8 protein-coding genes and 5 pseudogenes are annotated in these 12,097 nt (G+C 57.9%); 3 read left to right on the top strand and 10 right to left on the bottom strand.

Features of this window, described 5'->3' with window-relative positions; all coding sequences use genetic code 11:
• Positions 1–46: 46 nt before the first annotated feature.
• Positions 47–1,273 (bottom strand): annotated as a pseudogene (locus AC0WRY_RS34480) (IS110 family RNA-guided transposase).
• Positions 1,274–1,517: 244 nt separating this feature from the next.
• On the opposite strand from AC0WRY_RS34480, the pseudogene AC0WRY_RS34475 reads away from it, so the two are divergent.
• Positions 1,518–1,726, top strand: a pseudogene (locus AC0WRY_RS34475) (transposase); the annotation flags it as partial.
• On the opposite strand, the gene AC0WRY_RS34470 reads toward AC0WRY_RS34475, so the two are convergent.
• The 5 genes from AC0WRY_RS34470 to AC0WRY_RS34450 form a co-directional block, all read right to left on the bottom strand.
• Complete coding sequence (locus AC0WRY_RS34470; protein WP_188637434.1) at positions 1,690–1,917, bottom strand: hypothetical protein; 228 nt, start codon at positions 1,915–1,917, stop codon at positions 1,690–1,692. The pseudogene AC0WRY_RS34475 and the gene AC0WRY_RS34470 overlap by 37 nt on opposite strands.
• 743 nt (positions 1,918–2,660) lie before the next feature.
• Entirely contained in the window at positions 2,661–2,831 is a 171-nt protein-coding gene (locus AC0WRY_RS34465) for an IS4/Tn5 family transposase DNA-binding protein (protein ID WP_232995656.1), read from the bottom strand.
• A gap of 308 nt (positions 2,832–3,139) precedes the next feature.
• On the bottom strand, positions 3,140–4,045 hold the full coding sequence (locus tag AC0WRY_RS34460; RefSeq protein ID WP_128929779.1) for an NAD(P)-dependent oxidoreductase: 906 nt from the start codon (positions 4,043–4,045) through the stop codon (positions 3,140–3,142).
• A 3-nt stretch (positions 4,046–4,048) separates the two neighbouring features.
• Positions 4,049–4,729 carry an HAD family hydrolase gene (locus AC0WRY_RS34455; protein ID WP_128929780.1) on the bottom strand — a complete coding sequence of 227 codons (681 nt, stop codon included), beginning with the start codon at positions 4,727–4,729 and terminating at the stop codon, positions 4,049–4,051.
• Between the two features lie 9 nt (positions 4,730–4,738).
• Positions 4,739–6,328 (bottom strand): amidophosphoribosyltransferase, encoded by a 1,590-nt coding sequence (locus AC0WRY_RS34450; RefSeq protein WP_232995614.1) that lies wholly within the window; start codon positions 6,326–6,328, stop codon positions 4,739–4,741.
• Between the two features lie 835 nt (positions 6,329–7,163).
• Between AC0WRY_RS34450 and AC0WRY_RS34445 the strand changes: the two are divergent.
• Positions 7,164–8,080, top strand: a pseudogene (locus AC0WRY_RS34445) (IS3 family transposase); the annotation flags it as partial.
• 51 nt (positions 8,081–8,131) lie between these two features.
• On the opposite strand, the pseudogene AC0WRY_RS34440 reads toward AC0WRY_RS34445, so the two are convergent.
• The 4 genes and pseudogenes from AC0WRY_RS34440 to AC0WRY_RS34425 form a co-directional block, all read right to left on the bottom strand.
• Positions 8,132–8,613 (bottom strand): annotated as a pseudogene (locus AC0WRY_RS34440) (transposase); the annotation flags it as partial.
• Entirely contained in the window at positions 8,604–8,933 is a 330-nt protein-coding gene (locus AC0WRY_RS34435; protein WP_128929781.1) for a hypothetical protein, read from the bottom strand. The pseudogene AC0WRY_RS34440 and the gene AC0WRY_RS34435, both read right to left, overlap by 10 nt.
• Before the next feature lie 917 nt (positions 8,934–9,850).
• Positions 9,851–10,531: a hypothetical protein gene (locus AC0WRY_RS34430; RefSeq protein WP_308421722.1), complete on the bottom strand. Its 681-nt coding sequence runs from the start codon at positions 10,529–10,531 to the stop codon at positions 9,851–9,853.
• A complete protein-coding gene (locus AC0WRY_RS34425; protein WP_128930177.1) occupies positions 10,528–11,085 on the bottom strand; it encodes a hypothetical protein in 558 nt (185 codons plus the stop codon). Before AC0WRY_RS34425 ends, AC0WRY_RS34430 begins: the two co-directional genes overlap by 4 nt.
• Before the next feature lie 166 nt (positions 11,086–11,251).
• On the opposite strand from AC0WRY_RS34425, the pseudogene AC0WRY_RS34420 reads away from it, so the two are divergent.
• Positions 11,252–11,922 (top strand): annotated as a pseudogene (locus AC0WRY_RS34420) (DUF6088 family protein).
• Positions 11,923–12,097: the final 175 nt, after the last annotated feature.

Below are 12,097 nucleotides of genomic sequence, written 5' to 3'. Positions count from 1 at the left end.
CTCGTGGCGAAGAGCGGCGTGTCGGCTGGAAGCGCGGCCAGGCAGCCTATTCAAGCCTTATCGGGTTGAGGCGTCCGCGCGCCGCGCCCTCGGCGGACATACTTTCCAGTACGTTACAAATCGTACGTAACTCTTCTCGGCGAGTTCGGCGACCTGACGTTCCTGGTCGCGCAGAGACTTGACGTTATAGGCGTAAGTGGTCCCCCCGGCGATTGCCTTTCTTCTGCGGCCGCCCCGCCTGAGCCTCCATCCATGGCGCGCATCTTGCTCGCCACCGGAGCCGGCCGCGCCCAAAGATAGTCTTCCTGCTTGGTCAGCAGATGCCTGCATAGGACAGTGAGCTTACGGGCAAGCGCGACCGCCGCGATCTGATGCCCCCGCTTCGCCCTGATGCGAACGAACAAGGCCTCTTTGCAGCACCCCATTCCGCCTCGACCAGCATCGCCCGCGCGTGGCTGCGACCAACCTTGCTGATGCGCCCATGATGGGCAGCGCCGAGGCCCGACTGGCGTACCCGTGGATTCAGGCCGAAGTAGCTCACCAGCTTCTGTGGGCTCTTGACTCGCGTGACGTCGCCGACCGCCGCGATGATGCCGACGGCCACCGTTAGGTTGACGCTCGTGATCGTCATCAGCCTTCGCACGGGACTGTCGCCCATGACACTCAGTGCGATCTCGCGGTCCAACTCCGCCTGGTCTTCGGCGAGCCGATCGAGTTCACGGATATTCCGCTCAAGTGCCGGCTGCTCATCTGCCGGCACGACCTGCCGTGCAAGCCACACTCGGCCGCGCTGGTTGAGCAGGTCAGAGTGAAGGCACTTCGGAACAAGATGCGACGCAAGGATCGCATGCACCTCATTCTTTACGCGTGTTCGACGACGTACAATCTGGTAACGCCGCGCCACCAGCCGGCGCAATCGCTCGGTAACCGCGTCCGGCGTCCACACTTCGGGCAAGTAGCCCGCGACGTAAAGGTTCGCGAGAGTGCCTGCATCAACCTTGTCGGTCTTCACATGCGCATGGGCGATCGCCTTCACCTGCAGCGGGTTGGCGATCACCTCCCGGGCGACGAAAGGCGACAGTACGCGCGACGCTGCCATGCTATTGCCAGTCGCTTCCAGAACGACCTCGTCCGTCGGCTTAGGCGTCCTCCCGAAGCCTTCAAGTGCCACGCGGGTCATGTCGACCCGGCCTGCGTGCCGCAGCACGCCTCCTTCCCAAATCGCCACCTCCCAGAAGGTGCGGTGGATATCCATTCCGATTACGCGTCGCATGTCCGTCTTTCCTACCCGCCACGTTGATAACGAGAGCGGCGGGCGACACGACAACTACGGATTCGCGCTCTCGGCGCAACCGGGCGAGTCGTAAGAGGCGGCCACCTAACAAAACGAGCTCGCAGCTCATCGTACGAACCGGCCGCCCGCACCTTCGTGCTCCCGGAGCCTCTATCCCGGATACTCGCAGCATATGCCACCAGTTCGAAAAGCCAGTAGCGGAAACAGTGACCGCGCCATCCTCATACCGGTTAACAATCCGCTCGAGCGCATCATGAAGGAGATCCGGCGACGAACCCGTGTCATCGGCGCCTTTCCTGACGGTCAATCCTGTCTCAACTTGGCAGTGGCACGGCTGCGGCACATTGCCGGAACGCGTGGTCGACCAAATGCTACATGAATATGCGACCGCTCTATCAGCAGCAACTCTCTGAGACCGGAGTCGTCGCCTGATCAATGTGCGAAAGATACTGGACACTACCAGTTGCGACCTCGCCCGTTTCGGCGTCACGCAACTCGATGAAGCCGTCGATCTCCGCTTCGACGCCGCCGGTCGGATAGAACATGAACTCCAAGAGAACGATTCCCTCGATGAGGGACATTCCCTGCTGTCCGATGACATCGCTTTTCACGACCTTCTTCATGGCCGTATGTTGGGCGCGGGATCCGACTCCTGTCCATTGCTCGACGCCGGTCGTGCACTCCTTCGTCGGTTATCGGCGATCGACAATCCGCTTCGACCGCGGGCGCGCTCCGATGGTATGATGCCATCGGAAAGAGTCGGGAAATCGCTGGTGATGTACGTCTACTGCAATGGAACCGCCCGTATCAGACATCGACGTTTTGGCGAGATACACGAAATCGATTCGGACCTGCTGGACTGGAACGCCGTTTGCAGCGACGAGCGACAGATGGGACCGGAGCTCCACCATGAAGCCGTTATTAAGCATCCGGAATTGGGAAGACTTTCCCTAGGGTCTGGGAGTATCCGGAGGGCGTCGAGAACCATCAGGAAACCAACACCGGCTCCCACCACGTGGTCGAAGATTTCGACTACGGACTCGAGCACGACCGTCCCGAGTACGACGACGAGTGGCTGGAGCTCCCTCCGCCCGACAATCCGTTCGCACAATTCCAAACGTCGTACCGGGAAAGCACCGATCTTCTCGCGCGAAGCGGCTCAGATGCCGGCAATCGCCTGGTCAACAAAAGCGGCGGCCTTGCCGCACTTAGGTCGCCTCGTGGAATGAAGCTGCCAATCAGATGTACTCGCGCCGGTCGCCAATACGGTGAAACGCGGACGTGGCGCGGATGCATCATGTCTCGACACGATGCAACTCATGCCAAAGGCCGGCACTGTGACAGGATGTCGGCCTCGCTTACTCGTTCATTGGAGAAAGAAACGATAGGCCGCCTTGGTATTAGCCCAGTCTTGGCACACCATCGGAATGCTCTGTCCGATGTCTCCGCCGATCTGCTTCAGCAGCATGCGAATTCTCTCGCCAAGCCGAGTGTCATGGAATTCGCAAAGCGCTGCTTCACGGTCAAACCAGGTCACCGCGTCAGACGTCAACCGATCCGCCTTCTCATCCCGCGCGCGTGAAGTCAGTCCATAGAGCACCTCTTCTCGAATCAGGTACCCGTCAAAGAATCACAAGCGTTTCTGGCGACTCAAGTTTTTCGGCACAGTACACCTCAAAAAATGTGGGTAATCGTAGGGTTGCCCGGATGCGTACACTGCATCGATGAAAATGCGCAGACCGATAGAGGGCCGCGGCCCCGCCAGCTACACCTCTCCATAACGACGATCTGCACTCGCTCCGCGGTTAGAGCCCGCTCTCGATTGCTATGAATAGGCCGAGGAGCTCATGGGCGAGACAGATGAGGTAGTGTGAGTTCGCCTTTGCCCGCAACAACTGAGACATTTAATTTGTGTGCGGCGGCAGCCAAGACCGGCACCGGAACTGCGCTCTCGCCTGCCAGGCGCACAGCGCACTCAATATCCTTTGCGGAATTCGCGATTGAGATTGCCAGAACATCGGGTTTCTCGCCTAACAAAAAGGACACGAAGGCTTGAAATATTCCGCTATTGGTGGAGCCCCGACTAACCAGAGAGCGGAGTGTTACGAGATCGACGTCAAGGCCGCACGCAAACTGGCAAACCTCCGCGGCTACCGCCGCTATCCCCATAGTCATGCTGTTGTAAACAAGCTTGAGCTTGTGACCTTGTCCGACATCTCCGACATGAAGAACGGTCTCACAAAACGCACCAAGAATGCCCTCAGCGACAGGAAAAAGCTTTTCATTCGATCCAACGATCGCGTTGAGAAGGCCTAGCTCTGCTTGTTCGGGGCTCCGCGTTACTGGAGCGTCCATAAAGCTTAGGCCGCATTTTTGCGCCTGCTCAGCCAGTGCGACCGTTGAAGCAGGATAAGACGTCGAGCAGTCAATTATCAACCCTCCTCGGGGCATATGGACGAACAGCCCATCTTGCCCAAGGCATACTGCCTCAACCTCGCGGCTGGAAGGCAAGGATAACACGACGGCGTTTACATGCCGCGCCAACTCGGCGATCGAAGGATGTTCATGGGCACCTGCACCAGTCAAGCGATCCGCACCGAAGCGAGTTTTGTTCGCTTTGATATGCAGCTCGATTTGGTGACGCAATAGGCTGATACCGATACCGGTTCCCATGCGTCCAGCTCCGATAAGGCCTATTCTCTGCTTCGCCGTTTTAGGAGCGACGTTGGGTGATGATTCCTCGCCAATCATGATTTATGCATTCCGAAAAAACCCGTGCCTTTGTAAGATTGGTAACAGCTCATGATGGTTGTTAATCGTGTAGTCAGGACGCGCCGCGCGCAAGCGCGACTCCGAAACAAATCCACCGGTAATGGATATGCTTACGAGTCCGAGATTGCGCGCGATATCCGTTTCGACCGGCATATCGCCGATGATGAAGGTTGACGCCGGCTTCAGGTTGTTTTTCTGCATGTATAGACGAAGCCGCTCTCCCTTGCTCATCGATTTATATTGGGTAGTGCGGTTTTCAAAGGCGAGCACATCGTTGATGTAGTCGTCGATCCCAAGTCTTCTCAATTGGGAGCGCAGAGGATCGACTATATGGTTGCTCACGATGATGGACGAAGCTGCTTCTTGGTGCGCTAACTCCAACACCCTGCGCGCGCCCTCGCGCAGATCGGCTTTACCCGCAAGAGGTTCGTACGTGTCGTGAAAGATTGCACTGCCATCGCGATCCACCGTCGCAACCTCGTCTTGCGACATTCCGAGACTGCGATAAAGAAGAGATAGCGGAACATCGCAATGTTCCCGGAAGGTGCTCATGTCGATTGTTGCATGACCAAAGCGATCTAGTATGGCATTTGTCGTTTGGAGCAGTGCGTACGTATCATCGAGCAGCGTTCCATTCCAATCAAAGACGAGAACCGGTTTCATGATTTGACCTCAAGCAAGGATCGATTCCGAATAGGGAAGATCGGCCGCTAATTCGCGCAAGTTCCTATTCGCGCGCTTCTGCCCCGCAGGGGTTGGCATCTCGAATGTAAACGGTGACAAATCGACGCCGTCTTGCCTGCAGGGCAACAACGATACTAGAAGTGGAAACGGCAGATACGTTATCGTGGCCGCGTTGATGGATGCCGCGATATTGCTTTCGATGATTTTGAGATCTTGCGGCTCCATCTTGTGAAAGCGAAGGATTTGCGTGCGCTGTTCAGGCGGCAATTGTTTCCATATCTGCCAGAATGCCAACTCATCTAGTGTGTCGATACCCATGCCGTAGTAGTTAGGAGCCACTATGGGCGGCGAACCGATCGCCCAATGTACGGCTTTGGCCCCAGCGGCAAGCAGCATATTCGTGACAGCCTGACTGGTATCGCCACGAATGAGGGCCTCGTCGACAATTATTATCGCGGCTTCAGCAAGGCTCGTTTCCGATACGCGGTACTTTTGAGCAATGAGACATTTTCGCTCGCTGGGTGTACCGATTAGAGTTCGCTGAAAAAATTGCGTTGAGACTACTTCCCGACGCTGGGCGAACACGCCGTATTCGACGAGAGATGCAAACAGACCATCAGCGTACGGCCCGCCAGTATGCGGCATGGAGGAAACGATTGTGAGTGTGGAGCCTAGTTCTCCTTGCAGTCGCTGCGCAACAAGGCCACCAAGGGCGGCTCCGATGTTGTAACGGGTTTCGAAATGTGATTGGCCTTCGACCGATGTGTTCGGATTTCCTAAGTAAAGAGCTTCGTAGGCGCAGAGTTTGGCTTTGTATTGCCCGTTGCTCACGGAACGATCAACGCAGTACCCCATTTTCCCGTCTACATACCTGATGTGCCCTGGTAAGATTTGCTGTGTCTTACCCTCCAGATCGGCAAAGGCACAATTTTCCGAAGCAACCAGCAAGAACCCGTCATCTGTTTGCATAGTTTCCAATGGACGCAAACCACATCGATTACGGTATGCAACCAGATTTCCTTCTCCGTCCAGGAGAATCGCGCTAATAGCGCCATCAATTCGGTCATCAATGTCGCGAAAGATGTTTTCGTAATTGACGGGCAGACCGTGCCGCCAATAGTCTCTTTCACAAGAGCCTTCAATCCACTTGAGCAAGAGCTCAGCATCTGTGTTGCTGCCCAACCTATAGCCCTGGGCAAGCAATTCTCCCCTGAGTTCACGGCCATTGACCAAGGCTCCATCTAGAGAAATTGCCAAACTGCGGCTGGTGCCCGCATTGTTGTGAATTGGCTGAAGGTCCCCGCCATCGCTGATTCCGCGGCATCGGCTACGGATATGGGCGATTGCAACATGGGGCCTAAAATTCGGATCCTGTTCATCGTGCTCAATGCGCACTGAGTCGCATGAGGACTGAAGCGCTCTCGCATATCGAACACCTTCCTTGTGCATGAAAGCTGCAATGCCGACCCCCGCCTGACCGCGAAATGCAAGTTTCGGAACCATGTGCTTGAGCCGATCATAAACCGTCGCCCGTGACTTGCTTGAAGAGCATAGAAACGCAGCAGCAACACCGGACATGCTATTAGCTCCTCGTGCTAAAGAACCGATCTCCTAGGTCCATCGCAGGCGAAGGTATTTAATCGCCAGGGGGCGTAGACGTGGTTCCGCCTCTCTTTAAGCAAGCGCCATACCAGCCCTTAGATCACTCGGCTCGCGCCCCCAGAGCCGACGGAATTCGAAAAGAGTTGGCCATTTGGTTTGCCAGCGATGATTTCGCGTCGTCCGACTCCCGACACGTTGTCTGAAGCGCGACGCGTTGGTACGAAAAGAGCCAAGCTCTGACTGTTGGTTCTCGGTGTCCTATGGTCCCACGGACCCGCTCGAGCTTGCCTGCGACGCAGTCCCCTCACATGCGCGAGCATGACGATTTCGAGCCGCACCAGGCCTTCTGATCCGGCGACCGAGTCGTAATCGAGCACCTGCTTCAGGCCTACCGCCTTTTCAAACACCGCAGGATCGGAATCAGAGGCTCCAGACAGATGGCGAGCAGGTCTTGGACGCGGTCGCCGACATCTTCAGTTTCCGACTGGGATGCGAGTGAAGAGCCGCATTGAAGCCGACGCTGACGATCTCCTCTCGATGATCAACGTCCTTCGCCGCGCCGAACGGTTGTGCGCGAGCGCGACGACAACGAGCAGGCTTAGAAGCGCTCGCAACGGGGCAACACGGTAGCGACGTTAAGATCGCTCAATTTCGAGCGCTTCATGACCGAAGGCAGGGCGCCAACACTTAACCCTTTCGGTGAAACCATCGTGCGTGTCGGTTCAACGACATGATCTGAGGCCGGCAAGCTGGACCACTTTGGCTAGAGTTTTCGCTGCCGAATCCCCTCGGCTGGGAGGAGCGAAGGACGATGAAGGCCTCGAAGTTCTCGGACGCCCGGAAGGCGTTCATCCTGAAGCAGGGCAACGATGGCGTCCCGGCTGCGAAGATCTTCCGCAAGGTCGGGATCAGCCAAGCGACCTACTTCAACTGGAAGAAGAAGTGTGACGGACTGCTGCCGACGGAGATGCCGCGCTTGAAGCAGCTCGAGGCCCAGAACGGCAAGCTGAAGAAACTGGTCGCGGGCCTGTCGCTCGACAAGGAGATGCCGCAGGACGTGATCCGCCGAAGGCTATGAGGCCTTGCCGGAAGCGCAAGCTGGTTGACGAAGTCCGCAACGAATGGCAGGTCTCGATCCGCAGGGCCTGTGCGGCGTTTTAGTTTGACAGGTCGACCCACCACTACAAGTCCCGTCGCTCCGGCCAAGCTGCCCTCGAGCAGAAGATCAAGGAGACCTGTCATGCCCGCATTCGCTACGGTTATCGCCGCGTTCACGTGCTGCTGCGTCGTGAAGGATGGGCGCCGTGCCAGAACAAGACCCGGCGCGTCTATCGCGAGTTGGGCCTGCAATTGCGCAACAAAAAGGCCCAAGCGCCGCGTCAAAGTCAAGCTGCGCGATGATCGCAAGCCGGCGACGCGATCCACGAGACCTGGGCGATGGACTTCGTCCATGACCAGTTGGCAACAGGACACAAGCTTAGCGTGCTGACAATCGTCGATATCTTCTCACGGTTCTCACCGGCGCTGGCGCCACGGTTCACCTTCCGCGGCGCCGACGTCGTGGCGGTGCTGGAAAGGGCCTGCAAAGAAGCGGGCTTCCCGGCCACGATCCGCGTCGATCAAGGCAGCGAGTTCGTGTCGCGCGATCTTGACCTGTGGGCCTACCAGCGCGGCGTCATGCTGGACTTCTCGCAGCCCGGCAAGCCGACCGACACGGATGTTGTAGACAAGCCCTATGTTGCAGAAGCCTTGCTGTGTCGGGATCGCGGCTTTGGCCGCCAATCTCGTATACTCCTTCTCGGCGCATTCCACGCCTGCTCGTTCCTCAGCCCTCTTCGCGGGGATGTTGTATCATAGGCCGATCCACGCTTGGCATGGCTGGTGGGTAGTCCAGCGCGCAGTTCGATGCTCCGGAACTTGTGCGCCAGCAGGGCCGGCCTCGTCCAGATTTAGTCAGTGCTCTTGGTCAGCATATGCCAGATGATCATCGCCAGCTTCCGCGCCGTCGCGACTGCCGCGATGTGCTTGCCGCGTCGTGCAGCGACACGTTGAAGGAATGCACGCAGCGGTCCCGCCGAACGGGCTACAGCCCATGCTGCTTCGACGAGCATTCCGCGAGCTTGGCCGCAGCCCTGCTTGGTGATCCTGCCATGGTAGGGGCCCTCGCCAGACTGCCTGACGCTCGGGTTCAGCCCCAGGTAGCTCACCAGCCTGGTCGGATCGGCAAAGCGCCGAATGTCGCCGACGGCACCTATCGAACCGCGGCGCTCGCAATGCGCGCGGCATCCAACACTTGGCGGCCGATTTCGGTCACTGATGAGCTCATCTGCTCAGTGGCGCAGGCAACCGACTCTAGGTTAGCCGAAGCCTTCTCGGAAGCGACAAAGACTACGGTATTGCCGGCCAACTCGGCACTGGCGATCGCAACCGGCGTACGAAGACCCACCATCTCATTGACGGTGGTTGAGACTCCGCTAACTGCGAAAACCGCATATCCGAATGAGAGCGCTATGATCGCACATTCCGCTGCAAAACCCGCAATCAGCTGACCACGAACGCGAAGCATCAACTTGGCAAACATCCAGAACACTCCACGGTCTTCAATTGCCCGCGGGCACCGTAAGAGAAGAAATTTAGAATCTCGTTAGCCAAAAACTCGTCCATGCCAGGTCAATTCCACACAAAATCTGTCACGTCTCAACGCCACGAAATTTGTCTCGATCGAGAGGGGCAAAATTTGCGACAATTTTGCGCTTGCAGACCATGTAGATTCTGCGAGGAGGCTCGCTCCGTGAGACCTTGGACAACCCGCCTCTTCCGAGTCGTGTGATCTGAAGTACGCTGCGGTCGTCTCTCTCCGGCGTTCTCCGGAACGCGACCATGGATGAAAGCGCTCTGCTGGCGATGATCCAGCTCGGCCCAGAACCCGTCAGTCGCCACGAGCACTGGCGTGTCGTCCAGCGCAATTGAACAGAAAGCTGGCTCGACGAATTCTCGCGAGCGGAAGCTTCGCGTGAGGCGATGACGACCGCTATCGTTCGCAAGGTCGCCGATCGTCATCTGCGACACCGAGTTGGCAAGCGTGTGCGGCTGGGTTAGCCAGGACATCGGACCCGCCGGCGCCTGACGGCCAACCAGGCAATCGCCTGCGTGCAGAACGAGAGCTGTTTGAGCAGCGCCGACATGCATCAGAAGGTAACTCGCCGAATCCCTCCGAAACTGTTTCGACAGTTTAGCATGCGTCGCGCGAAGTTGAGCTGTGAGAACCCCCGCGGTGATGTTTTCGTCGGTCGACACGTACCAATCGACCATCCGACGCGCAATCTCGTGGGCAAAGGCTCCGCTCTCTGCTCCAGAGGTCGAACCGTCGAGCACTATGGCGAGGGCCGACGTCTGGCGTATGCCGATCCCGGCGCAATCCCGGTTGTCGGTCGTCCTCGTTCCCTGCTGGCTGTGCCATTGGATTGCAAACGCCATATCAGCCGTTGCCCAACTGGCTCAATGCAACGAATCGGTCGCGAACAATGTCAGCACGCCCCACCGGGCCGCGAATATTTCCTTCGAGGAAATGATCGAAGTCGCGATCTGCGAGCAGCGCTCCGAATTGCTCGGCAATGTATGAGCTAATGTCTGCATCGGAGGCGGCAACTTCGTCAAGCAGTTCCTCCCGCCCGTCGACGAGCAGGAGAATGTCCTCGGCGTCGCGGCTGCCGATAAGGTCCCACTACCTCTTCCGCGATAAGCCTCCAGCTTCGTTGCGATGAACAAGGGCGGCGTGAGGCGACGAATCGTAATGGCATCATCCAGGGGCGTCTCAACAGCTGTTTCGATGCCCTTTGCGTACCAACGATTGCTGAAACCGAGGATCTTCTCGTCGTCGGGCATGAAATCGACCTTGAGTTCATTAAGCTTCATCCGACAGATGACATTGTCCTCGGGTGTCTCGGAAAAACCCTGCGTTCGCAACTGATCCACCAGCTTTGCCCACTCCGGGAAGCCGACGAGATCCACGATCAGGTCGACATCATCTGTCGATCTGACTCCTTCGAGGGTGACCGGATCCGTTATGTAGAGAGCGGTTGTGCAGCCTCCGACGAAGACCAATCGCGCACGCAGCTCATCGCCGAGTGCGCCGGCGACTGTCTTCAGCATTTCCTTGAGATGCCCCTGGATGGTCACCCTAGTCTCTCCTTGAGCAAGTTGGCCGCGAGACTCGCTTCGCGCTGATTGCCGAGCCGTATTGCGTCGACGAGAGCCAGATAGGCATAGAGGCGATCATCCCTCTCGGCGGCTTTCGGCACAGTCTTGAACAGCGGCGCGACGGACTGCCCCATCTCGCGGCCGCGCGCATAAGGCCAAACATGAATCAGGCTACCCGCGCTGTAGAGTAAGTCCTTCAGGACCGGGGCGGCGAATGCCGTTGGCATGCCGCGCTGCATGGGACCCGGGCTTGCCGGAAAAACGAACTTCAGGCCGTATGTGATGAAGTCGCGCAGGTTCCTGCGATTGGGATCGGGACGGCTCGTCATCGGGCGCTTAATTGCCATACCCGATGCAAGGCTGCGCTTGATCGAGGCGGCGACTTCGGTTTTGCTGATTCCGAGGGACGTCTCGAGTCCCCGCACCGAGTATGGGTCTTCGCCATCTTGGCCAAAGGGGCCTACCCCGCCGGCGTGCTCATGATCCTGCAAGCACACGAGCTTCAGCAGGACGACAATATCCTGACTTTTCATGGGTTCCGCGCGCATGTCCTCTGTCCTAGGACTGAGGACAGTATGCGTGCAGACGGGTGTCCGTCAACTGGTCCGAGGTCTTAGGTCCTTTGACCGCTCAAAACGGGCGAGTTCCAGTCAAAGATTCCATCGCAGCTGAGTTGCTTCCGACCGAAATTTACATCATATTTCGGACACGCTCAAGGAGCCGACCCCGGACCTCCGATCGCGGCTCATTGCCCGCATCGACGCGGCACCCACAGAGGTATGGACAATTTCGCCGACTTCGGAAGCCGTGCGACCGTCGACAAGGCGTTGCAGCGCCTGGTCGTGGCTGGCGAACTACGCCGCTTCGATCGTGGCCTCTACGACCGGCCGCGAAAGAGCAATTTCACGGGCAAGCTGGGAATCCCCGACTATCGCGCCGTCATCAAGGCCGTGGCGCGCCGCGACCAAGCCCGCGTCGTGGTTGACGGGATGACTACCGCGAATGATCTCGGCTTCACCAGGGCCGTCCCATCGCGCATCGAGGTCCTGATCGACGCCCGCCTGAAGCCGATCATCCTTGGAAAGCAGGTCATCCATTTCAAGTCGGCAGCGCCCAGCCGTCTCTATTGGGCCGGACGTCCAGGCATGCGCGTCGTGCAGGCGCTCTATTGGATGCAGGACATGATGACAAGTAGGTATGATCGACAGCCAATAGTGAACCTCCTGAACAGACTGTTTGCAAATCCGCAGCATGGAAGGGTGATTCGCGACGATCTTCGCGCAGGTCTGTCAGCTATGCCGATCTGGATGCAGGATTTCCTTAGGCCCTTGCTCGAGCGTGACGACGCCATACCGGAGGATGGCTCGTGAGCAGCGCAGCTTGCAAGGAGGTCATCCGGCGAGAAGTTCGATCTTTTCTTAACGACAGCGAACCGGCCTCGTGCGCCGATCGACGCGCTCGCGCGTGACTATGCGAACATGACGCCAATGATCTTGCGGCGGGGCTTCGGTTCGAGCACATCCTGGCGTCAATGGAAGAGATCGA

It is taken from the genome of Bradyrhizobium sp. T-12 (genome assembly GCF_058314695.1).
Note: the sequence above shows the minus strand (reverse complement) of the source record. Positions and strands in the feature narration are given on the sequence as shown.